The 23,633-nt window shown below is 41.7% G+C and carries 23 protein-coding genes; all 23 read right to left on the bottom strand.

What is annotated here, in order from left to right; translation table 11 throughout:
• Position 1 precedes the first annotated feature (1 nt).
• The 23 genes from A11Q_RS03735 to A11Q_RS03625 all read right to left on the bottom strand — a co-directional run bounded on the left by A11Q_RS03735 (position 2) and on the right by A11Q_RS03625 (position 23,626).
• Positions 2 to 934 carry an aspartate carbamoyltransferase catalytic subunit gene (locus A11Q_RS03735; protein WP_158320350.1) on the bottom strand — a complete coding sequence of 311 codons (933 nt, stop codon included), beginning with the start codon at positions 932 to 934 and terminating at the stop codon, positions 2 to 4.
• Positions 935 to 959: 25 nt separating this feature from the next.
• Positions 960 to 1,619 (bottom strand): signal peptidase I, encoded by a 660-nt coding sequence (gene lepB / locus A11Q_RS13390; RefSeq protein WP_015469454.1) that lies wholly within the window; start codon positions 1,617 to 1,619, stop codon positions 960 to 962.
• Positions 1,616 to 2,359: a signal peptidase I gene (gene lepB, locus A11Q_RS03725; RefSeq protein WP_015469453.1), complete on the bottom strand. Its 744-nt coding sequence runs from the start codon at positions 2,357 to 2,359 to the stop codon at positions 1,616 to 1,618. Before lepB (A11Q_RS03725) ends, lepB (A11Q_RS13390) begins: the two co-directional genes overlap by 4 nt.
• A 9-nt stretch (positions 2,360 to 2,368) precedes the next feature.
• Entirely contained in the window at positions 2,369 to 3,214 is an 846-nt protein-coding gene (lepB, locus tag A11Q_RS03720; RefSeq protein ID WP_015469452.1) for a signal peptidase I, read from the bottom strand.
• Between the two features lie 5 nt (positions 3,215 to 3,219).
• On the bottom strand, positions 3,220 to 5,022 hold the full coding sequence (gene lepA / locus A11Q_RS03715; RefSeq protein WP_015469451.1) for a translation elongation factor 4: 1,803 nt from the start codon (positions 5,020 to 5,022) through the stop codon (positions 3,220 to 3,222).
• Positions 5,023 to 5,049: 27 nt separating this feature from the next.
• Positions 5,050 to 6,216, bottom strand: a complete 1,167-nt coding sequence (metK, locus tag A11Q_RS03710) for a methionine adenosyltransferase (RefSeq protein WP_015469450.1) — start codon at positions 6,214 to 6,216, stop codon at positions 5,050 to 5,052.
• A 251-nt stretch (positions 6,217 to 6,467) separates the two neighbouring features.
• Complete coding sequence (gene hpf / locus A11Q_RS03705) at positions 6,468 to 6,839, bottom strand: ribosome hibernation-promoting factor, HPF/YfiA family (protein WP_015469449.1); 372 nt, start codon at positions 6,837 to 6,839, stop codon at positions 6,468 to 6,470.
• 190 nt (positions 6,840 to 7,029) lie between these two features.
• Positions 7,030 to 7,536, bottom strand: a complete 507-nt coding sequence (locus tag A11Q_RS03700; protein ID WP_015469448.1) for an adenine phosphoribosyltransferase — start codon at positions 7,534 to 7,536, stop codon at positions 7,030 to 7,032.
• Positions 7,537 to 7,547: 11 nt separating this feature from the next.
• Positions 7,548 to 9,005, bottom strand: a complete 1,458-nt coding sequence (rpoN, locus tag A11Q_RS03695) for an RNA polymerase factor sigma-54 (RefSeq protein WP_015469447.1) — start codon at positions 9,003 to 9,005, stop codon at positions 7,548 to 7,550.
• Between the two features lie 18 nt (positions 9,006 to 9,023).
• Entirely contained in the window at positions 9,024 to 9,749 is a 726-nt protein-coding gene (gene lptB / locus A11Q_RS03690; protein ID WP_015469446.1) for an LPS export ABC transporter ATP-binding protein, read from the bottom strand.
• A gap of 34 nt (positions 9,750 to 9,783) precedes the next feature.
• Complete coding sequence (lptC, locus tag A11Q_RS03685; RefSeq protein ID WP_015469445.1) at positions 9,784 to 10,764, bottom strand: LPS export ABC transporter periplasmic protein LptC; 981 nt, start codon at positions 10,762 to 10,764, stop codon at positions 9,784 to 9,786.
• The gene (locus A11Q_RS03680; protein ID WP_015469444.1) at positions 10,739 to 11,344 is read right to left on the bottom strand and encodes an ExbD/TolR family protein; all 606 of its coding nucleotides are present in this window, start codon (positions 11,342 to 11,344) and stop codon (positions 10,739 to 10,741) included. Before A11Q_RS03680 ends, lptC begins: the two co-directional genes overlap by 26 nt.
• Complete coding sequence (locus A11Q_RS03675) at positions 11,344 to 11,814, bottom strand: ExbD/TolR family protein (protein WP_015469443.1); 471 nt, start codon at positions 11,812 to 11,814, stop codon at positions 11,344 to 11,346. The genes A11Q_RS03680 and A11Q_RS03675 overlap by 1 nt, the downstream gene beginning before the upstream one ends.
• A gap of 37 nt (positions 11,815 to 11,851) precedes the next feature.
• Complete coding sequence (locus A11Q_RS03670) at positions 11,852 to 12,508, bottom strand: MotA/TolQ/ExbB proton channel family protein (protein WP_015469442.1); 657 nt, start codon at positions 12,506 to 12,508, stop codon at positions 11,852 to 11,854.
• Positions 12,509 to 12,520: 12 nt separating this feature from the next.
• Positions 12,521 to 14,482 carry an AgmX/PglI C-terminal domain-containing protein gene (locus A11Q_RS03665; RefSeq protein WP_015469441.1) on the bottom strand — a complete coding sequence of 654 codons (1,962 nt, stop codon included), beginning with the start codon at positions 14,480 to 14,482 and terminating at the stop codon, positions 12,521 to 12,523.
• Entirely contained in the window at positions 14,479 to 14,781 is a 303-nt protein-coding gene (locus A11Q_RS03660; RefSeq protein ID WP_148284930.1) for a hypothetical protein, read from the bottom strand. Before A11Q_RS03660 ends, A11Q_RS03665 begins: the two co-directional genes overlap by 4 nt.
• 10 nt (positions 14,782 to 14,791) lie before the next feature.
• On the bottom strand, positions 14,792 to 15,625 hold the full coding sequence (locus A11Q_RS03655; protein WP_015469439.1) for a tetratricopeptide repeat protein: 834 nt from the start codon (positions 15,623 to 15,625) through the stop codon (positions 14,792 to 14,794).
• Positions 15,622 to 18,822: a tetratricopeptide repeat protein gene (locus tag A11Q_RS03650; protein ID WP_041575064.1), complete on the bottom strand. Its 3,201-nt coding sequence runs from the start codon at positions 18,820 to 18,822 to the stop codon at positions 15,622 to 15,624. The genes A11Q_RS03655 and A11Q_RS03650 overlap by 4 nt, the downstream gene beginning before the upstream one ends.
• Position 18,823: 1 nt before the next feature.
• The gene (locus A11Q_RS03645) at positions 18,824 to 20,344 is read right to left on the bottom strand and encodes a hypothetical protein (protein ID WP_015469437.1); all 1,521 of its coding nucleotides are present in this window, start codon (positions 20,342 to 20,344) and stop codon (positions 18,824 to 18,826) included.
• On the bottom strand, positions 20,341 to 21,228 hold the full coding sequence (locus A11Q_RS03640; RefSeq protein ID WP_015469436.1) for an outer membrane beta-barrel domain-containing protein: 888 nt from the start codon (positions 21,226 to 21,228) through the stop codon (positions 20,341 to 20,343). The genes A11Q_RS03645 and A11Q_RS03640 overlap by 4 nt, the downstream gene beginning before the upstream one ends.
• Before the next feature lie 11 nt (positions 21,229 to 21,239).
• The gene (locus tag A11Q_RS03635) at positions 21,240 to 21,920 is read right to left on the bottom strand and encodes an outer membrane beta-barrel domain-containing protein (RefSeq protein WP_158320349.1); all 681 of its coding nucleotides are present in this window, start codon (positions 21,918 to 21,920) and stop codon (positions 21,240 to 21,242) included.
• A 64-nt stretch (positions 21,921 to 21,984) separates the two neighbouring features.
• On the bottom strand, positions 21,985 to 22,488 hold the full coding sequence (locus A11Q_RS03630) for a KdsC family phosphatase (protein ID WP_015469434.1): 504 nt from the start codon (positions 22,486 to 22,488) through the stop codon (positions 21,985 to 21,987).
• Between the two features lie 160 nt (positions 22,489 to 22,648).
• On the bottom strand, positions 22,649 to 23,626 hold the full coding sequence (locus tag A11Q_RS03625) for a KpsF/GutQ family sugar-phosphate isomerase (RefSeq protein WP_015469433.1): 978 nt from the start codon (positions 23,624 to 23,626) through the stop codon (positions 22,649 to 22,651).
• Between the last annotated feature and the right edge of the window lie 7 nt (positions 23,627 to 23,633).

Here is a 23,633-nt window from a genome sequence, read left to right as displayed (position 1 = left end):
ATCAGTCACCTTTTTCTTTATCCACAATACTACGTATAAGAGCTTCCCTTAGAAATGCGCCATTTTCGACTTGCTTTAAGATCACACAACGAGGGTCTTGAAGTATTTCAGATTCAATTTCAACTCCGTAGTTGATTGGCCCCGGATGCATAATCACAGCATTCGGCTTTGCTAACTTGAGTCTTTCATTATTTAGTCCGAAGTTTTCACGATAATCTTCTATTAAAAAAAGATTTTCGTTTTCGTGTCTTTCCTTCTGAACACGAAGTGCTATCACAACATCAGCCCATTCAAGAGCTTCTGGTAAATTAGAAAAACACTGAATTCCCGTGGAGATCACTTCCGGCAAGAATTCCCGAGGCGCACAAAATCCCATATTGTATTTCAAAACTTCAGAAAGTTCACGATGAGACGCCACAACACGCGAATGCTTAATGTCCCCTACAAATAGAATATTTTTCGCAGCAATCGAGCCTAATTTTTCATGAATGGTTAATCCATCAAGGAGGGCCTGTGTTGGATGCCCTCTTTTACCCCATCCCGCATTGATAATAGGAACATCAATTAAACTATCTATTTGCTCTAGATTCACATGATCTTGACAGCGAATCACAAAGAAAGAAGGTCGTAATGCTTGAATATTACTAATTGTATCTTCAATGGTTTCGCCTTTTTCAATGCTTGTTCCGATACCACCATCCAAAATCATGGGATGATAACCAGCACGGCTGCTAGCCGCTTCAAAACTAAAACGTGTACGAGTACTGGGTTCAAAAAACAGAAGAGCTGCGGTTCCTTTATATCCAGAGTGGTAAGGACCGGATGACAGTCGATGCTCATTAAAATTCTTTTTGAGTTCAATCGACTTTGAAAATAAATGAAGAACGAATTTTTCATCTATTTTTTTTAATGTTATCAGAGAGCTTTTGCTCACAGGCATTGAACTAAATGCTATGTCTTCACTGGAGCTTTGTCAAAATTCGATTCCAACGTATTCCGCTTGTTGCAGAAATGGAATCTTGCGTTGAGGCAAATGACATCCAAACAAAAAGTGGCTTGCCAATAATTTGATCAACATAAACGATTTCAACAGCACCTTCTGTATCACGATTGTCACTCGCTACAAGAATCTGACCCGAATTCAGCTTAGTTTTAGCAACCTCTTCGACAGCAGAGCCTTCCACAGAACCTTCCTTAGAGGCCTCTTGAGCCAAAACTGGCATCACCGGCGTTTGGCGCTCGCCACAAACTTCCAGCACAGGCTGGCGCAATAACTCGGGCTGAGTGGCTATGGTTTCATAAGAACATGGCTGAGCATTAAGGTGTAAAATGCCCTGCTGGTAGGCCACTTCATCGCGCTCTACAGCCACCACACGTTTAATATACGTTTTATAGTTCTTCGAAAAGACCACTAACTCACCACGCTTGGGAGCCGATTGAAAATAGACATCCGAATCCCATGGCACACGCAACCCATAGGAGTACTGAGAACTCAAAACGAAATCCCCTGATAACATGACAGGAGCCATACTTTGAGTGGTCACCTTGTATACTGAAATAAGGAAGGCGCGAAAAAAAAGAGCCCCCGCAATGGCTATAGCAACTATAGTGTACTTCATTTAGCCCCTCTTATTCTGGTAAAAATACGATCGGCTCGTAAGGTGGCAGGATCACACAACATCGGAGTCGCTTCTAACGTGTTTTCACAGCTTAACCAGATATATTTAGCCTGCCCGACTAACAGTCTATCGTCCACAAATCCCCAAAAGCGAGAATCCTGTGATTGATCACGATTATCACCTAAAACAAGGTATTGTCCCTCTGGAACTTCAAAAACCACTTCATTAGGATCAATGTGTCCACCGACGCTCAGACGAATTAAATGTTCAGAAAGAGCCTTCCCTTCAACCGAGGAAGGAATCGACTCTAAGAAATAAGAAAAGCTGTCTTCGTCTTTAAAAGCACCAGACGTTACACCTTGGATTGTCCAAGGTTGATCATTCACAATAACCTGTCCATTTTGCACACTGATCTTATCATGCGGTAATCCGACGACACGTTTGATAAAGAAAACATTCGTATTCAGAGGGTATTTAAAAACGACAACATCGCCCCGCTGAGGACCAGAAAAGCGCAAGAGCCACGAGTCACTGAATGGAATTTTAATTCCGTAGCTCGATTTAGACACCAAAATGTGATCGTGCACTAAAAGATTAGGTAACATACTTTCAGAGGGAATCACGAAAGGTTCAAAGACTACCCAACGAAAAGCAAATATCAAAACAACTGGCGCCGCTATCAATGCTAAAGCTTGCGGCCAGCGCCCTTGTTTTCCAATTTTTTTACGGGGGAAAATCACTTCTACAACCTAGTGAATACTGTGAAAGAAACGGGTTCCGCGGATTGTTATTGGGTTACACAGAACAGAGACCACAGGAAGCATCTCTTCACAGCTTAACCAAACAAAGCTCGCTCGACCCAAAATATTTTTCTGAGGAACAAAGCCCCAGAAGCGTGAATCGTGCGAATGATAACGATTGTCACCCATTACAAATAAGGCATCTTGAGGCACAACCCATTCACCATCACCTGGGAAACCCATGATTTCACCTTTTTTCATCAAGATACTGTGCTCAACAATTTTAGGAGACTTATCATCATGGTAACCGCCATCCAGCGATTCTGTGAAGTGCACATAGTTCGCTTTAGTCGCATGATAACCACCTTCACTTTGGAAATCCTCTTCACGAAGATAGTCAAAGTCAGCAGATGATTTAGGAACGCTTTTCGGCTGTGGCTTGTCATTAACGTACAAGATACCATTTTCAAATTTAACTTTATCGCCCGGTACGCCTACGATTCTTTTAATAAAGAATGTGCTCATATCTTGAGGGTACTTGAAAACAATGACTTCCCCGCGCTCTGGCTCACGGAATTTCACCATCCACTTTTCACTGAAAGGAAAACGGATTCCATAAGTCATTTTATTTACGAAAATATGGTCGTTCTTGAGCAATGACGGAAACATAGATCCTGATGGGATGACATACGCTTCTAACAATAACCAACGAATAGTTAAAGCCGCCAGAACCGCCAACAACATCGAGCCCCAACCCTCAGTCCAAAATAATTTGTTTTTGACGTCCCAGCCGCCGTACTTCTCTTTTTTTGGTTGTTTTTGTGGTTTTGGTGTTGTGCCCTTGCGTCCGAACATATCGCTTAGTCCTCCACTTTTAGGATCGCCAAGAAGGCTTCTTGCGGCACGTCAACAGAACCGATCTGCTTCATGCGCTTCTTACCTTCTTTTTGTCGTTCTAGAAGTTTTCTTTTCCTTGATATGTCACCACCATAACACTTAGCCGTCACGTCTTTTCTGATGGCTCCTAATGTCTCACGCGCGATAATTTTAGCTCCAACTGCTGCTTGAATTGCCACTTGGTACTGTTGACGTGGAATCAACTCTTTCATTTTCTCTGCTAAAGCTCTTCCGCGCGTTGTCGCCTTTGAACGATGAATAATCAAAGATAAGGCATCCACAGGTTCTGCATTGATCAAAATATCCATTTTGACTAAATCAGCTTCTTCAAAGCCTAAGAATTCATACTCAAGTGATGCATAGCCCTTAGTAATTGATTTCAGGCGATCATAGAAGTCCATCACCATTTCATTCATTGGTAACTTGTACTCAATGATCACTTTTTTCTCGGTGATATAGTCCATCTTAATTTGTATGCCACGTTTATCTTCGCAAAGCTTAAGAAGTCCACCAATATAATCAGTTGGAGTATGCAAAGTTACTTTTACATATGGCTCTTCCATTTTTTCGATCTGCGTTTCATCCGGCATACCAGATGGATTTTCTAACATTAATATTGTGCCATCTTTTTTAGTGATACGATAAACCACCGTTGGTGCCGTCGTGATCAGATTCAAGTTAAACTCACGCTCTAAGCGCTCTTGCACAATTTCCATGTGAAGTAGACCTAAGAAACCACAGCGATAGCCAAAGCCTAGAGCCAATGATTTTTCAATTTCGTAAGTCAAAGATGAGTCATTCAGACATAACTTATCTAAAGCATCCTTTAAGTTTTGATACTCACTGGCAACCACAGGAAAGATCCCAGCAAATACCATCGGCTTAATACGCTGAAAACCCGCCAACGGAACCGAAGCCGGATTCTTAGCGGAAGTTACCGTATCACCCACTTGAACATCGCGAATGTCTTTAATACCGCAAATGATGAATCCCACTTCACCTGCAGCTAACTCTGTAACAGGCTCGGGAAATGGCATGTACTTACCCATGCGCAGAACTTCGTACTCTTTATCCGTAGAGACAAACTTGATACGATCGCCCTTTTTGATAACGCCATCCACACCACGCACTAAAACCACAACACCTTGATAGGCATCAAACCACGAGTCAAAAATCAAACTGCGTGCTGGCAAACTACGATCAGCTTTTGGCGGTGGAACTTTTGCAATAATAGCCTCTAAGATATCTTCGATGCCCAGCTTTTCTTTGGCTGATGCATGGATGATATCTGTACAATCAAGACCAACTGTATCTTCGATTTGTTTTTTTACGCCCTCTGGATCAGCTGTCGGCAAATCAACCTTATTCAAAACAGGAATAATCTCGAGATTATTCTCTAACGCCAAATAAACATTGGCTAATGTCTGCGCTTCAACCCCTTGTGCCGCATCGACAACAAGAATGGCACCTTCACAGGCCGCCAACGAGCGAGACACTTCGTAAGAAAAATCCACATGGCCCGGAGTATCGATCAAATTAATCTGGTAAGTTTCACCATCTTTTTTTGATTTGTACTTTAGACAAACTGTTTGAGCTTTGATCGTGATTCCACGCTCACGCTCAAGTTCCATATTATCTAAGAATTGCTCTTTTTTCTCGCGATCAGACAGAGCCCCTGTGAAAGATAAAAGCGCATCTGCCAAAGTTGATTTACCATGGTCAATATGCGCGATGATTGAAAAGTTACGAATAAATTTCGGGTCCATGCCTGATCACATCCTAGCTATTAAGAATTACTTAACAGCCTCTTTGAGTTGTTCAATTTTATTTACTTTTTCCCAAGAGAAGAAGCCTTCACTCAATCTCTCTTCACGACCGAAGTGACCATAAACAGCTGTTGGCGAGTAAATTGGTTTTAATAAATCTAATTCTTTTACAATACGAGATGGGCGTAAATCCCATACCGCACGTACCGCTTTTTCTAACTTTTCAGGCCCCACTGTACTGGTACCATAATCATTAATGCTGATACTGACTGGCTCGGCCACACCGATCGCATAAGCTACTTGCACTAAGCATCTTTCGGCTAAGCCTGCAGCTACGATATTTTTTGCTACGTGACGAGCGGCATAAGCTGCTGAACGATCCACTTTTGTAGGATCTTTTCCTGAGAAAGCTCCGCCACCATGTGCTCCGTGTCCGCCATAAGTATCAACGATAATTTTTCTTCCCGTTAAGCCCGCATCGCCCATTGGACCGCCTGTTACGAAACGACCTGTTGGATTAATGTGGAATTTAGTATTTTTATCTACCCACTGAGAAGGAATTGATTTTTTAATCAACTCTTCCATGATGAAATCTTGAATCTGCTTCAAAGAAACATCTTCTGCGTGTTGAGTTGAAATCACGATTGTTTCAATACGTTTTGCCACACCATTTTCATACTGAACAGAAACTTGTGATTTTGCATCCGGTCTTAACCAGTTCACTTTGTTTTCTTTACGAATAGTTGCGAGGTCTTTCACAAGTTTATGAGACATCGCTAACGTCAATGGCATTAGCTCCGGTGTTTCATTAGTTGCATAACCAAACATTAATCCTTGGTCACCGGCACCTTGATCGTCGCTTCCTGTTTGCTTCACTCCCATAGAAATATCTGGAGACTGTTGACCTACGGCAATTGTTACTCCGCATGTTTTGTAGTCAAAACCTTTATCGGAATGGTCGTATCCAATACGCTTAATTGTTTCACGCGCCACTTCAGAAAAGTTCACCTTAGCACTTGTCGTAATTTCACCAGCAACAACAACTAGGCCTGTTGTCAAAAGAGTTTCACAAGCTACGCGTCCCGTAGGATCTTGTTCTAGGATTTTATCTAGAATGGCATCGCTGATTTGATCAGCCATTTTATCTGGATGCCCTTCAGAAACCGACTCACTGGTAAAAATAAAATTTTTCAATTCACTCACCTCAGTTAAAGATTTAGCCCCAACTAAAAAACAGTCGGGAACGATTCATTACAAACGCCAAAAAGTAACTCGATTTGTCACCTTGGGTCAATGAACAATGGCTCTGACAATGCCTTGTAGAGAGTTGAATTTGCTTATGTTGTAAGCATATCGAGAGTGTGAGGTTTTAGTGAGGCGAAAAAACAAAAAAAGCCCTCTAAAACGAGGGCTTTTTTCAAGTTCGGAGAGAGGAAATCGAAAGATTAGCCCGCTTTCTTCCATCGAGGTTGATACTCAAACTGACCATTGAAATCACGTAGGCGTCCCTCTTTCGATAAGCTGAACTTCTTGTGATCCACATAGATCTCTTTTACTTTAAGGAATTGTTTTTCCAGCTTATCCACCATCAAGTCCACAGCTACATACACATCAGGAGCACTTGCCGTCGCCTTAAAGAATTTCTGCTTTGTATTGATCGAAACCTCAACCACAAAGTCGTGCTGATTTTTCGAGTAATAAACATTGCAGCGCCCATCCTTTAATAAAAACTGTCCAATCTCATCTAGCTTGGTATTTGTGTAATTAACCAATGACTCAGAATAGTCTAGATGCTTGAACGTGAAATTCGACTTCATTCTTTCTCCTTTGATGTGAAAAAGGCCTTACGCCTTAGAACCCTTGATTGAGTTGCTGTGAATTACCTATCGGTAAGACCCAGACCAAAGATGAGGAGGCTTTTCTAAAAATTTAAAAAAGCTCAACATCTCGTACTGAGACAAGAGACATCATCCGGTGGGTTAAATGTTTCAGATATAGAATTAAGATTTATTCGTACTGTAGAAGTGACTTAATTTCTTTATTACGAAACTGAAGACTGTTCAAAAATTTCAAATTAATGAGGACCAGCACATCTTCGACTTGGTACCCTGCTTTTTCGCACAATTCCATAGCAGCTCGCAAAGTCCCGCCAGTGGCCAAAACATCATCACAAATAACCACTTTCGCACCTTGAGATGCAGGTACAACTTCAAGAGTCGCTTCGCCGTATTCTAATTTATAAGATTGCTTGATCGTTGGCGGTGGAAGTTTACCCGCTTTTCTGAGTGGCAAAAAACCTTTATTAAATTTTGCAGCCAACTGTGATGCCAAAATAAATCCGCGCGATTCGATTCCAACAAACAAATCCACATTCTCTAGATCAATCATTTTAGAAAAGTCCATCGCGACTTGAGAGAAAGCCTCAGCATTTTGTAGTAACGGAGAAATATCGCGGAACAAAACCCCAGCAATCGGAAAGTCAGGTACTTCGCGAATCAAAGAACGATAATCCATAAAAAGCTTCCTTAAAAATATTTTTTACGCTGACTTGATGGCAAAATCTTAAGAACGTCACGATATTTCGCCACCGTACGGCGAGCAATATCAATACCTTCTTTTTTCAAGAGATCAACGATTTTTTGATCTGAAAGCGGCTTCTTTGGATCTTCTTTTGCGACTAATTCTTTAATTTTTAACTTCACAGATTCAGAGGCAAGGTCTTCCCCGCCCTGTGACGAACTGATGCCTGAATTAAAGAAGTATTTTAACTCGTAAATACCCTGCGGAGTGTGCACATACTTCGCTGTTGTCACACGACTGACAGTAGATTCATGCATCCCAATATCATTGGCAATATCACGTAAAACCATCGGCTTAAGTGCACTGACGCCTTTTTCAAAAAAGTCGCGTTGATGCTTCACAATACTTTCCGTCACTTTGTAAATCGTACGCTGTCTTTGATGGATAGACTTAATTAGCCATACTGCTGATTTCAATTTTTCTTGAATATACTCTGTGGCCTGCTGATCACCTGTCGGGTTGCTTCCACCCTTCAGCATATTCTTGTAATAATTTGAAATTTTTAGTTTCGGCAAGCCATCTTCGTTTAACGAAACGACATAGTCATCGCCTACTTTATAAACGTAAACGTCCGGTGTGACATACTGAGTTTCTGTACCTGCATATCCACGCCCTGGTTTTGGTTCCATCGCGTAAATAATTTTACAGATTTCAATAATTTCTTCCAAAGAGCGATTTAACCCCTTAGCAATAGCTTCGTAGTTTTTCTTTTCTAAGTCCTTAAGATGATTATTGATTAGATTAACTAAATCATTTGTATCCTCTTCAAGAATACGCGCTTGAATCAATAGACACTCACGTAAATCGCGAGCCCCAACACCTGGAGGATCAAACTCTTGGATTAAACTTAATGCATCTTCTAAATCTTCGATATCCAATTTTTCTTCGGCGGCAATTTGATCTAGAGGAACTTTTAAATACCCATCATCATCAATATGACCAATGATCGCATCTGCGGCGCGCTCTTCGTTATCTGAAAAACCCGTCATCTTGATCTGCCAATATAAATGATCATGTAAAGTCTGAGTCGTCGAGATCAGATTTTCATAGTTCATGATCTCTTCGTTGCCATGGGACGCTTCACGTGGAGCTTTATGCTGAGTTTCTAAATAAGATTCCCATTCAAACTCATCTTGCTTCTGAGGATCTTGAACATTATCAACCGCTCCGCTTTCGGGCACAGCCTCGGAAGCATCTGAAGTCTGAGCTTCTGCTTCTTTTGTTCGCTGAAAATCTTCTTCACGCAGAACTTCAGCTTCTTCTAGAATTGGGTTTTCTTCTAATTCATTTCGAACCTGAGATTCCAATTCAAGACGTGACATTTGCAAAAGTTTGATCGCCTGCTGCAATTGCGGCGTGATGACCAAATTTTGACTTAGGTTCATTGTCTGTCTTAATGCCATTGGGACCCCATTATCTCCTTATAGTCGGAAGTTCTCGCCCAAATAAAATTTTCGTGCCAACTCTGAATTGGCAATTTCATTTGATGTTCCGGCGACCTGAATCTGTCCGTCCTTTAGTATATAAGCATAATCGCAAATGCCCAAAGTCTCACGCACGTTATGATCTGTGATCAAAACTCCTATACCTTTGGCCTTGAGTTCACGAATAATATTCTGAATATCAGCTACGGCAATCGGATCGATACCGGCAAATGGCTCATCTAGCAGTAGAAAGTGCGGATCTCCGGCCAACGCACGTGCGATTTCAACACGCCGTCTTTCACCACCGGATAATGCATATCCATAGGATTCACGAATATGGTTCACACGAAAGTCTTGTAGTAAAAGCTCTAATTTTTCGCGCTTATCTTGAGAGCTAAAACCATGGGCCTCTAAAGCCACCAAGATATTTTCTTCAACTGTTAATTTTCTAAAAATGCTGGGCTCTTGCGCCAAATAACTTAAGCCTGTACGTGCACGTTTGTACATGGGGAATGTCGTGATATTCGTGTCGTTCAATAGAATCTCGCCTTCATCCGGCTTAACTAAACCCACAACCATGTAAAAGGATGTTGTTTTACCAGCTCCGTTGGGACCAAGAAGACCCACAACTTGACCTGACTCCACTTCAAAAGTGGCCTCTTTCACAACTTGGCGTCCACCATACTGCTTCGATATTTTATTGATTTTCAGCGTACTGGCCATATCATTTCCCGATCTACTTACGTGATTTACTTATCTACTTTTTCGAAGACTTGTTTATCTTAACTTTTTTTCCGCCATCGATAAAGACGATTTCTTCACCGCTGATCTCATCTTCACCTTGCTGGACCTTGGGCCGACCACGCATGGTCATCTTATTTTCTAAAAGATTCAGTTCTAACTCTTCACTGAAGCCACGTTTATCTTCATCAGATAACTGCACACCTTGTTGCAAGAGAATTCGCATCAAAGACTTATTCGCTTGCGAGTATTTGAAATGTGCTACAGGTGCATTCAAATGCATTGTACCCAAATTCATTCTTACATCTTTTGAAAATGTGGCCTCTTGATTCGTATTGTAAAAATCAGCGCGCACCGAGGTCAGCTTAAAGTCTTTTCCGTCTATTTTTTTAGTTGCGACGACTTTTTCTAAGATCGACATTTTATTTTGTGCAATATCGACCTGCAACTTTTCACCCGTCAGTTTAAAGCCTTCACCATGATTATCTGGTGGACCACGCATAATCACCTTATCTTGACTGCTCATCATCTTGTTACTAGCCGTATAGCGTAAGGTATCTGTATTAAAGAAATAGCCATTCGTACTTGTCGTGGTCACATTCCCACGAATCACCATATCTTTCGTTTCACCATCCACTTCACCAACGTCTCCGGTAACGGTGAAGCTGAGTTTGTTCTCATTAAAGAAGTGAACTTTAACTTCCTTCACAACCCATTTAGAATCCGCACTACCAATGGCTTCGTGAGCAAAAAGCTCCCATCCTTTTTCATTTTCGGCATTCTCTACAAGGTGCACTCCTTGTAGTTTTTGTTCTATAGAACCTGACTTTTGCTCTTGATTCTGAGCAGCTAAGCGGGTCGCTTCAAATGCGGCCTCTTCGTCACTTGTTTGCTCAAGTAAGTTCGGAGACATAATGATGATTTCAAGAAAAATGAAAGCAACAAGTAAAAAAAATAAAATTGAATATTTATTAATTTTCGGCGTTTGAAGTCGCATCGTCTTTACTTAAATCTTTCGCGACCGCAAAATTAATAGGACCGCCACCGGCCTCATATATAGAGTACATTATCTTTTTTAACGTCAGATAATCCACTGACTTGTCGGCCTGAATTGTTACTTTTTTCCACTGATTTGGATCTTCTGTTTTATTTCCTAAAGTCTGATCAACCACGTTGCTCACACGATTTTGTAACTGAGCTGCTTGATCGAGACGAGCTTTTTCAATCATCTCTTTTGCCCGATCACGTAAACCTGGGATGACCCATGTGCGTGACGCTTGCACTTCAGCAAATGTAGCGACAGGAGTCGTATCAATCAATATCTCTTGTGTAGAAACTGTCACCACGAGCGCTGGTTTTAAATCCACCACACGATTGGCTGTAGGAAGTGTCACTTCCTTCGGAAGATACAGAATCTCACCTGTTGAGTTGTAATTTTGCAAAAGGAAAATAGCGAGTACTGTAAACATATCCACCATGGCCGTTAACGACAAAATAGCCGTAACACCTCGGCGATTCATTCTTCTTTTTAGAAGATTGTGATTTCTATGGCGCTGCCCCGGTTTATAAATTGCCATTAGCGAGGTCCTCCTGTTAACAACTCAGGAGAAAACCCTGCTTGTAAACCAGTATCCATAGCCGCGATTACATTTTCATATAAAATTTCATCTGCTATTGAGATCTTCACATTGTTTTTATCAGGATAAGCTTGTTTCACACGTTGCAACTCGGTTAATAGAGTTTGCGTGTCGTATTCATTATTGCGCTTCGGAATAGGCTTTGTTTGCGTACCAAATTTAAGCACATAACCTGCTGACACCACATCTAAGCGAAATACCAAGTCTTCGTGAGGAGGCACTTTGTACTCGGTATTTGTAGAGTCTTTCGGCGAAGCAAACGAAGCTCCCAACTGAATCATAGAAACTTGTGTCCATACTGCCGAAATCAGCAGAAACGTAATCAAAACAGACATCAAGTCAATAAAAGGAACAAGATTCAAATCCACATTGGTATTTCGACCTTTTCCTGATGTATCTATGTGCGCCATGCTTTACCGCTTTCTGCCTATCCGTAACTTCTAAAAACTAATCTCTTAATTTATCGCGATTCGCTGAAACTAAGTTTAATAGTGACATGCTTGTTTCTAGCATTTCATTTTCAGCTTTTTGAATCATGTGCTGGAATAAACCATAAAATACGATTGCTACAATCGCCACTGTCAAACCAAAACCCGTACAATTCAAGGCATGCGAAATACCTTGTGAAAGTAGCTGAGCTTTTGTCGCAGGATCTGCCATCGCCACACCACGGAATGAACCGATCATACCGATGATCGTTCCTAATAATCCGGCAAGTACCGCAATATTACCCAAAACAGCTAAGAAAGAGGTAAATCCTTCTAATTTTGGCATCTCTCTAAGAACAGCGGCATCCATCGCCACCTGAACTTCTTCGTCAGGTCTTTTATTCATCACCTGAACTAAACCCGCCTTCACTGTGTTTGATAGTGGAGTCGACTTCGTATCGCAGAATGATACCGCCTGGCGCATATCACCATTAATAATCATTTTAAAAATATGATCAGTGAATTCTTTCTTATCTACTCTTAGCGATCTTAATGCCATAAATCTTTCGACAACAAGAATCACGGTCACAACTGCAATGACCAAGATCACGTACATGACAAATCCGCCTTCAATAAATGCTCTTGCTATCGGATTTACATTTTCTAACTGGTTCACTTTAAGCCTCCTCTAAAGTTTTTGTCCTTGAAATACAAATGGATAAGTTACCTCAGCAGCCGTACCTGGTGGAGGCTCTGGGAATCTTAATCCTAATATTCTTGCCTTAATACACTCTTCTATAGAGGTATTACGCATTGTTGATCTATCACTATTTACTCGTGCATTTCGCGCTACACCTTGTGTGTGGATTTCCCACGTTAATACCAACTTACCTTCTAAGCTGCTATTCACACGATATTCACGTTCATAACATGATTTGAATTGTTGCAACGCTGATCTAACTGTTCTACGAACAGCTTCGCGATCAATCGAGCCAATAAAAGCTTCTTCATTTCCACCTGCAGCGATTTGGACGCGGTCTTTATCACCAAAACCTGCACCGCCGCCGTAGCCACTCATACCTGTTCCACGTCCCTTAGTTCCAACGCCCGCAATACCCTCAGTTGCTGTGCCGACTCCGCCTGCACCTGTGTCTTTGATTTGTGAACCAAAGTCATCGCCAGCACGTGTATTTCCAAAACCAGAAACACCTTGGGCCTTTTCTGCCGTACCGATAAGTTCACCAGCACCGCTGTAGACTTGATCTAACTTCGAACGAGCACCGCCCTCGCCAAATGCGGCCAGTAAGCCTGAGTTTGTATTATCTGGCTCGGCACTTTGCGCATTAGCGCCGGTAGTTTGGCCTGTTTGTACAGCGCCACCCTGCTTGGTCGAAGTGAACATTTTTGTAGTTAAATTATTATCCTTCGGCTTAACTTCTGCTGCTTTACCTGATTCTTTTTGAGCCTCTTGTGGTGCTTTGTTAGCTGAAGCCTTTGTTTCACCCAAAGTCTGACTGCTTTTCGTTTCGTCTAACATGATCGCTTTTTTGATCGGTTCAGGTTCTACTTTTTTCACTTCCGGAGCTGGAGGTGGCGTTGGCGGAGCCACATCTGAAACAGTTTGTGGTGGTGGAGCCGTCGGCGTTACAAAAGTAATCTGTGCTAAACGCTCAACTTCCGTTTCTACCACTGCATCTTTAGGCTTATTCACCGATACAATTAGACTTGTTAATACTGCAATAATTAAAGCGGCTAATACTCCCGCAAACTCAGATGAACCTAGTACCATCGGAGATGCCATCACAAAAGCCGGAGCTTTTGGCGCAAAACGCACAATCAATTGCATCCCATTGATTAACTCAATAAAACAAACTTCGCCTTGCCCTAGGCGATAATCGCCAGTGCTTTGGTGTGATACCTCACCATCTTTTAAACGCTCAATCGACATTTCACTGGTCGTATGAATCACGGCCCCATTACTTAAATCTAATAGTTCCCAGTTCTTCGGCGCAGCTCCTTGCGGCACTTTGATGTCACCATCTGGCCCCAATGTTTTTTTGCCACCACCAGTGAAGTGATATGTTTCAAGAATACGCTCTTTCCATGCCACCAATACTTCTACACGTGGACCAGAACCTACTTTTAAATGTTCACGTAAGTCCGTCACCTTGCTTGGAGGAGGAAAAGTCTTCTGTCCTTTTTTTCTTTTGCGTGTCGCTGTTACAGCGGCTCTTGCTACTCCCGCTGTGGCTACGGCTGTTGCCGCAACTACAGGTGCTGACTCATGACGTGCAATTTCAGTGTGTATTGGCGCTGCCACGGGTGGAGCAACAACTTGATCCGCCTTTGGCACTCCGATGAAAAAGAAAACATGGAATGGACCCACCTGAAAGGAGTCACCCGATTGTAAGGCCTCATCTAAAATACGTTGTCCATTTTTGTAGGTGCCCTGAGTAGAACCCAAATCACATAGAAAATATTGATTGTCGCGTTTTTCAACAAGGCAGTGAATCGGAGAAACTTCATTTGAATCTAAATCAATATGAACATCACCGCCATTACCGACAGTGATACGATCTTCATCTATGTATTGCTTAACAACATGGATTTGATCTTTTTTGAAGACACGAAAAACAAGAGGAGATTTCAACGACCACCTCTGAGCCTTTGGATATCCTCAGAGGTTCGGCGCATTTCTGGCAGAAAGTTTTCTCTGAGTTTAATCAATCTTTTGTAATTGAAGTTTTTTTGTTGGAATAGATAAAAGAATTCGGGCTTTTGCGCCGTACCTTCAACAAGCTCATCTTCAAAGTTTAAGGATTGTACCGTCTCTTGACGATTTTGTTGCTGCGGTTGAGTTGATGGCGCCGGCGTTTGCGCAAAAGCAGACGACAGGCCAATACCCATACTCAGAGTTGTAAAGCAGAAGATTCTAAGCAGTTTCATCATAACTCCATCCCTATTTTAAACCAGCTTTTGCTTTAACTTCCAAATCATTTATTAACTGGCGAGACTCATTCGCAGAACCTACAAACTTTAGTCTGTTCAGCAGGTCTAGTCCCTCTTGATACTTCTGCTGTTTTTCAATCAACAAAATTGAATAATTCAGCATAGCATTTTTATGATCTGGTTTTTCTTGCAGAATTTTATCATATATAGCCACGGCATCTGATGTCTTGCCGGTAGCTGCTAAAGCCACAGCATAATTGCTACGCCCGTCCAAGTCCGCCGCGCCTTTATTCACAAATGTAGACAAAACAGGGATCGCTTTAATGAAGTCTTTTTCGCGCAGATAAATACTCGACAAGTTAGAAGCCGCGATATAACTGTCTGGGTTAAGCTCTAACGCTTTTTGAAATGAAACAATGGCATCACTTTTATCCCCGCGCGCAAGTCTAACAACTCCAATATTATTATGAACTTCCGAAGCCCGCGGTGACAGCACAACAGCTTTATCTAACAACACGGTTGCAGCATTCAACTGCGACGAATTGTAATAACTCATCGCTAAGGCATTTAAAGCCGGAACGTTCTTATTATCACCCAATAGAATGCTCTGACTTACTGATTTAATACGATCAGAATTTCCAGAAGCTAATGCCTGCTGGAGTTCAGCCGGAATACTTGTCGTTGGAGGCGTAGCCACTGGTGCTGCCACCTGTGGCTTGGTCTCGGCATCTAACAAGTCGATTTCGCTTAACTGTGGTTCCGTCAACGTCGAAGACGTTTGCTCCTGTGTTGATGAACATCCCCAAAGCCCTAAAGCTAATACAAAAACAATTAGATATCTCATTTTGTTTTAACTCCCCAATCAATAGCCCGAGTTCCTGATACAGTTTCTTTTGCACTGTAATACTGATCCGGATACTTTTGACTCATTTTCTGATAAGCGTTTTGGTACGAAGTATTGTAGCCCTTCAAATCCTGTCCACGCTCGATAGCCAACTTGTAACTTTCATCTGCTTTCGTCGCAAATGGCATCACGATTTTGTTCACTTCATCTAAATACTGTTGACGATTTTCAGCCGCGATATTTTCTGGAATAGGAACAGCTCTGATAGATAAAGCCATATGCTCATTCGCTTCAGCTAAAATGTATAAGGCGTCCACGATCTCTTCCGGAGATGCCAATTGAATCACTTGCCCTAACTGCTCATTTAAAACAGCCATAATTTCCAGCTTTTTATCAATCGCCGCTTTTTGTTGGCTTGGCACACTTGGAATCGTCACTTCTTTTAGGCGTTGGAAGTTCTGCTGGCTTTGCATGATTCTGACTTTTGCTAAATAGACTCCGGCCGCTTCACGGCGTGCACCTTGTAGAGTATTCCTCCATGTATTGATACGTGCTTCCGCTGTTGCCAGTTCCGATCGTTGGCCTAACTTAGATGACAAATCGACCACCCAGTACTGAGCCTCGATACGTCTATCTACTCGTGCCTCTGGCAGCTCTAAATAGCGACGATAGTTCGCCAAAGAATCTGCATTCATTTTTAATCGTCTTTGCTGTTCAGCCATTTTAAAGACGATTTCTGCATTTTCGCTCTTATTGGTATTGAGTTTGATGTAGGCATTATAATCATCAAATGCCTCTGCTGGATTACCAGCAATTTCTTTCATCAAAGCCGCATTATACAAAAAGTTCGGAGCCAATGGATCTTTTGGGTTCTCGCGGTATAAATCTGAGTAAAGAACGGCAGCTTCTTCAAAAGAACCCGCGTCCTGTTTAATTTTCGCTAACAGACGTTTAGCTTTTGATTTTACTTCAGCAGAAGTTCCAGTCGTATTGGTGGCTACAGCCCGCTGGTAGTTACTTGCTGCATCTTTTGTTTTACCCGCTCTTTCAAAGTTAACACCCGCATTGAAAAAAGCGACAGCTGCTAAATTTGATTTTGGATTCTGTAGTCCAAAACTTTGATATTGAGTAGCCGCTTCTGCGTACTTCTTGTCTACCTCGAAAGTTTGCGCTTGTTTAAAGCTCGCTTTTTCGATCACACCACGAATATCGTCACCTAACTTAGCGTTAGAAATCGAAGAGTCTGCTAATAACTCAGACCCAATCTTTTCTAAGCCCACATAGTCTTGTTTCAAATTATAAATATCTAATAACAAGTTAGCTGAGTACTCAGAATAAGTCGTGCGCGGATGCTGCTGAACAATCTCACGGAATTGCTTTTCCGCAGGATTAAAATTATTTGTTAAATAATAAATACGACCTATACGAAACTTGATCTCGGCCGCTTTTTCAGATTTCGGATATTTCTGTAAATACCAATTAGAGGTCGCAATAAATTTCTTAGTCGGTTCGTCCAATGGCACTGGGTCTAATGAGTTTCCAGTTCTTCTTTGGAATTCCGCATCCGTCGGCACCGTTTTTTCTAAAGCCAACAAGATATTCTGAGATGCCTTTTCGGCATACTGGCTATTCGGAAAACGATTGACCACAACTGTGTATTCATTTGCGGCATCGGAATAGCGCTTCATATCGTATAGAAGCTCACCATAGAAGAATCGCATGTCTGCAGCAGAGGTCGAGTTGCCAAACTCTTGGAAGTAAAGCTTGTACCCTTCATCTGCACTTTGACGTGAAAACTCTGCTCTAGAGTTTTGAGCTGTCTGATGTTGTTGCAAAATATAATTTCTAAGTGTCTGTTCGCGCAGTTGATTGCTTTTTACGATAAACGAGCGGTCACTGCTGTGTAAGTTATACCATTGCGACTTTGAGTTGTAGTTTGTAATCCACTTATAAAGCTCATTTTTAAACTCAGGTGAATTCTTCGCAAAAAAGTAATTTTGTACAATCTGGTACTGATATTCGAAAGCTTTTTTCGAATTCGGTTCGCGACTGATCAGATAACGAAAGGCCTCTCGGGACCCTTCGCGATTCCCTTTATCGGAAAGCACGTAGGCTAGTCTTTCAATACTCGGTAAGTATTCTTTCCCATTCACATTTTTAAAATAGGAAAGAGCGCGATTCGTATCGCCACTGTCGGCAAAAAAGATCACTAGATCTTTTAGGGCTTCATTTTCTAAGCGAGCACCATCGATCCGTCTACCTGTCGCTCGATTAACCTGCTGAGAGTTTCGGGCTCCAGATTTTACAATGTAATCAAGGTATTTGATCCCATCTTCGGTCTTACCTGTACGATAAAGACACCATGCCCCTTTATACAGAGCAATAAGGTGTAAGTGGTGCTTATTGTCTTTAATTAAAAATGAATATTCTTTATAGGCATCCGCCCACTTTTCATTTTCAAATAGATTTTCGGCCACGGCGAAGTGAGCATCTCCGGCAAATGGACTATTCGGAAATCGTGACGTCAACTGACTGTAGTAAGCGCTTCCCTTTTGAACCTCACCGATCTCGAAATTATTGTAACCTAAGAAAAATAAGGCTTGGCTGATTTTTGGATCATTCGGGTAATCGCGCAAGAACCATTCATATAGTTGAATCGCTCTTTTATTGTAGTCGCGGGCCTCAGCTGTTTCTAATGTGGGACGTACACGACTGCGACCACTTTGAAACTCTTTCAGCTTTTGATCATACTCTTTTTGTTTTCGAGCATCGACTAAAGCTGATTTTTCAACATATAGCTCAGCTAGGCGCAGCCAAAGCTCACCACGATTAGGGCTATCTTTAAAACGCTGAGTCAGTTGATACAGCTCTTTAATTTGACTATCTAATGTTCTTTCATATGCAGCTTGGTCTGCATTTTCATAGCTATAAATGCGCGACGTCTCAGGAGGCTTGATATCATTCAAATTGACAGCCGATTGGCTTTTCTCGAATGTTAAATTCGAGTTAGGTACAGCAGTAGCCTTTTTTTCAATTTGGTTGACCTTTGATCCACGACTTTCTTCTTTCGCACGGCGAAGGAGATCACCTAGAGTCACCTTTTTTTGGTTAGATCCTGTCTGTTGAGCCATCGCGACAGACCCGCCCAGCAAGCCTGCTACAACAAGCGTTCCAACAATAGAATGAGTCAACTTCATATTATTCACAACTTTGCTTTCCTAAGTAGTGATAGTTACCGATTTCATCCAACCAGTATTCACCTTGGAACGGATAATACTCGTAGCCATTTTGAACATAAAATGATCTGTCGCGAGTCTCTTCATTGCTCTTAGGTAACTCTTTTCCAGAAAGACGTTTTTTAATCGTCTCTTTTTTACCATTGATCATCTCGTAGCGGATGAAGCTGGATTGCTCATTTAGATCCGTCAACTCTTCTTTAATTGCCGTCAAATGTCTTTTAGCTTGATCGCCAATAACCGCACGCGTGCTATTAATACGATTGTTTAAAATTCTTAAAGCATAACTGCCAACTGAAGAACCTTTAAGCTGTGACGATCCTTCAACGAGTTTACGTTCGTCATTAATCTTTTTTAGGTAAGCGTAGCTTCTACGCACATCCCCTTCTTCGCTCACACGCTTTAAGATATTATAAGGCAATGCCAGTTGCTTTTTATCATCTGTATTCTTTTTCAATTGGTAAGTTTTATTTACCTCTTGGAAATACATATCGCTATTTGTGTTTTTCAAAAAATTATTTACACGTGTAAGTGCCGGCCCGTACTGACGCTCATAAAGCGAAAGAACTTTTTCCATCTCGTCGTACTGACAAATATACAGATACACAATCGAGCGCAGCAATAAAGTCTCAGGAAGATAAGCATCTTCATAATACGATGAATGTAGAGACTGGAAGTTACTTAGTGTTGAACGAAAGCGCGCTGCTCTCAGCATAGCCCATGTTTTTTCAAAAAGAGCATCATGCCAGTATTTATGGTCACGTGGAATCAAAGAGTACGCCTCAATTGACTTCGCCCAATCCTGCTTTTGATAAAGCACACGAGCAATCGCCATCTGTGCCGCAACTTTATTAGTATCTGTTACATTAGCTTTCGCGCGACTGTTCAACAGGCGGCGGAAGCTCTGTAATGCTAGATCTGGTTGGTTCGACTCGGCTTGAGCTAATCCCATATTATAAAGAGCATTAAAATAATAACGACTTCTTGGGGTCACTTTGCTGTAGAACTCAATCGCTTCTTTCGCTAAACCCGCTTTATGCTTTGTTTCGGCTAAACGATAAAATAACATTTCGCGGTTTTGCGCTGGGATTTGATTAATATCTACACGCTGAATCGCGAAGTTCAGTAGTGTTTCATCACCTAACTTATCTGTTACGACTAAAAGTTTCTCGATGGCCTGCTTCGTCCAAGAAGGGTCTCCGGTACGAATCAGCTCAGCAAATTGAAAGGCTGCCGTTTGATTTAAGTTAAGTTCCATAAGCGACAATCCAAATAGATACTTAATACGTGCACGTTCAGCCGGAATCGTACTGGTTCTAGAAAGACCTAAAAGCTGTTGAGCTGCCGCTAGATTTTTACCAGTTTTAATAAGATTCACTGAATTTTCTATCTGTGCTCTATAGGAACGCCCTTCCGGTTGTTGGGCTTGCGCTGATAAGGATGCAATTAAAATTGGTATCAGAATCAAACTTGTTTTTATCATCTGTAGCTAGCCTCCGGAAAGAAAAAGCTGATACCAGCTGTGAATATCAAATCATTATAAGTCGTTTTCGATGGCGCCACTGTACCCGTAGCATCTGCAACCGGAGTTGCTTGATAGAAATTCCAACTGTAGTCCCAACGAAATGCCATAGACTTAGAAATAGCAAAGATTTGTCCCGTACCTATATGATAGGTCGGAACTGTTTTTTCCTGCGATGTCGTATTTGAGACCCCACCACCAAAAGAGAAATACATATCAAATGGAATGATCCGATTGTCTAGCGTCGTCAGCTTCCCGTAGATCGGCGACCAAATCAAATCCAATCCCATATTATACTTCGTGGTCACAAACTTATCTGGCTGTAAGTTATTATTTGTTCGTAAATCTTTTGCCGATTGATTTTCAGAATTACTTAAGAACATTCCTGAAAGCTCTAATCCCCATGACTCACTAAAGTGATAACCTAAATTCAACTTAGCCCCTAAATTTGTGAACCAAGGGGAATTCGTTGTGAGTCCACCTGCTGCGTAAATTTGAAAGCGCTCTGTTTTAGGAAGGTATTTCTTCTGAATAACTGAAATATCTTGGAATGGTGATAGCTGATTTAAATCTGTCAAACTGCGTACACGGCTATTTTGCACTTCAGGATTACTTTGAATAGCCTGTAACTCTTGTTGTTCTTTTGCCGTTGTCGGCTCAGAAACAACAGGTGCCGGAGCTGTCTGAACTGGAGGTGGATTATTACGATATAAACTTTCGACCCCGATAACATCCATATCTTCTGCGTTCTGCTCTTGAGCCAAAACATTCCAGCATAACGAATTCACGAGGATAATCGCCAAGGCATATTTCGCCGAAGTTTTTTTCACATACGTGTTTTGCACAGGCGAACTCCTTAAAATAAATAGTTCAAACCAATCTCAAGATTGGTTGTGTAAGTTAGTCTTTCAGCAAATGAATCATAGCTAGGAACGGGGTCTACACCCTCACGCAAAGCCCCTGCCTTAAATGGAATTGGTGCATTATTGAAAAACATTCTAAGATCGATTTTTAAAGCCAAATGATTTGTAAAGTAAAAACGCTCACCAATACCAATCGCGATGGCTGGGTAGGATTTATGAACATACTTGATCATTCCTCCTGCTGCAGAAACGAAGATGGATGTATTTAAAACCCCATTCTTCGTTACGCTCAGTTTTCCGTAGTAAAGTTTATAGTTGTAATCGGCCATCAAGCTGTATTCAGGGAATGGAGCACGATTGAAATCTAAATTGAATTCATCTTTCATCGCCTGTGCATCTTTAGAAAGACCTGTGCTGTTTTTAGCGTATAAAAGACCTAATGCGTGAGCTTCATTAAAGTGATAGTTCAGTGACAAACCAAATTTCGAAGTGTTGGCGATGGGCTCTGTGATGGCTGCTCCACCAAAAATTCCAATATCAAATGTCCCTGAATCTTGAACGTTACGGTTGCGAACACTGACGGGATTGTCAAATAATGGGTAAACCGTTTCTTGCGCTAATTCATCCTGAGGAACATTCAAATCAGCTGCCTTCGACTGGAAACTAAATGCCATTACCGTCGCAGCTAATATGGCAGATACCAGAATACTCTTAACCATGTTAATGACCACACTCACCTCAATTTTTAGAGTAAAAACCATATTTCAAAATAAAATCACAGATCTCGCGAACAGCACCATTGCCACCAGCACGCTTAGTCACGTACTGAGCACACTCAAGCACTTCATCCACCGCCTCTGGAACTGTAGCTCCGAAACTGACAGCTTGAATCAATGGGATATCGAAAACATCATCCCCAACATAGGCCATTTCATGCGGAGCTAAACCTGAATCTTTTTGTAACTGTTCGAAATAAGGACGCTTATCAACAGCACCTTCATAGAAGTGATGAAAACCCAGCATCTGAGCACGTGCACGCACATCAGTGGCTTTAGCTCCTGTGATAATGGCTAATTTGTAACCCGCTTCAGCTAGAGCTTTAATCCCTACACCATCACGAACACAATAAATACGTTTCCATTCGCCGTTAGAGTCCATCCATAGACGACAATCCGTTAAGACACCGTCCACATCTAAGACCAACATTTTTACAGATTTCAATTTTTGAACATCTAATCCCATAGTCGTGCTGCCATCCCAAAGATAGATTATTTCGATGATTTTATTGTGAAAAATATAAAGTCACAGGGCAAGTAATGTGCTCTGGACTGACGACAAAGGTCGTGTGTTTCCAGTCATTTATTTGAGGACATCGACTTAGGTCGGAACAGGTCCGACTCGCTTAACGGATTTTAGCTCTTAACAAATCTTGGTAGATAATCATACCCACAGGCTTTAATGGCGCTGCCGAATTTTTATCTAATACGATCAACATTTGTGTGCGAAATTGCTCCATCAAAAACAAGGCTCTTTCTGCAAGTTCACTCGCATCAATCGTCTTCGGGGAATGAGACATTAAATTCGCCGCTGTACTTGAAAATGGATCTTGATTCTTTTCTAAGAAACGACGGATATCACCATCAGTAATCACACCAATCAACTGACCATCGTGATCAAGCACTCCGGCAGCACCGCGCACACTTTGATGAGTCATAGTCGTCAACAGGGCTTTCATAGACGTGTCTTTTGTTACAAATGGCAACGCATCACCCGTTTGCATGATGTCTTTCACTCGCATCAATTTAGCACCTAAGGACCCAGAAGGATGTAGCTCAGCGAAATTTTCTGACTTAAATCCACGGGACTCTAAAACTGCCATAGCCAGAGCATCCCCCATCGCCAAAGTCGCCGTACTTGAAGAAGTCGGAGCTAATCTTAAAGGACACGCTTCTTTTTCAACAGAAACATCTAAAACGATGTTGGCTGTTTGTGCCAGCGTGCTGCCACTTTTACCCGTTAGAGCAATTAAAGAAACTCCATTACGAGAAATAAAGTTCAAAAGCGAGCCTAACTCAGCCGTTTCTCCCCCATAGGACAAGGCGATGACTAAGTCGTTCTTAGAGATAACCCCCAAGTCGCCGTGACTACTTTCTGCTGGGTGCAGAAAAATAGATGGAGTGCCTGTACTGGAAAGCGTGCTGGAAATTTTACGGGCCACTTGTCCTGATTTACCAATACCCGTCAGGATGACTTTACCTTTACAGTTTAAGATTTCATGGACCGCACGTTCAAATTCGCCATTGAGTTTTGGAATCAAACCCAAAATACTTTCGGCCTCGATTTGTAATGTTTCTTTTGCGATCTGTAAAATCTTAGACATCGTCTTT

Origin of the sequence: Pseudobdellovibrio exovorus JSS, assembly GCF_000348725.1 — a bacterium.
In the GTDB taxonomy this organism is placed as follows: Bacteria; Bdellovibrionota; Bdellovibrionia; order Bdellovibrionales; family Bdellovibrionaceae; genus Pseudobdellovibrio; species Pseudobdellovibrio exovorus.
The sequence above is the reverse complement of the archived record's forward strand: the minus strand, read 5'-3'. Positions and strand labels throughout refer to the sequence as shown.